Annotated in this window: 1 pseudogene; it reads left to right on the top strand. The window is 56.9% G+C overall.

What is annotated here, in order from left to right:
* Window positions 1-209 (top strand): annotated as a pseudogene (locus NE609_RS17500) (relaxase); the annotation flags it as partial.

Here is a 209-nt window from a genome sequence, read left to right as displayed (position 1 = left end):
CAAGAGTGAAGTCATGGAGATGTGCCACCGGGAGGGGCTTTACCAAATCGACCTCTTGAACGGCAGCAAGGAACGGATAACCGAACGGGAATACTGGGCGGCAAAGAAAGGGCAGCTTGCCCTTGATAAAGAGAACGCTGCCAGAGAAGCCGCCGGACAGCCGACCAAGCCCACCAAGTTTGAAACGGACAAGGCGAAGCTGCGCCGGA

It is taken from the genome of Anaerotruncus sp. DFI.9.16, from assembly GCF_024461615.1.
Lineage (GTDB): Bacteria > Bacillota > Clostridia > Oscillospirales > Ruminococcaceae > Anaerotruncus > Anaerotruncus massiliensis.
Note: the sequence above shows the minus strand (reverse complement) of the source record. Positions and strands in the feature narration are given on the sequence as shown.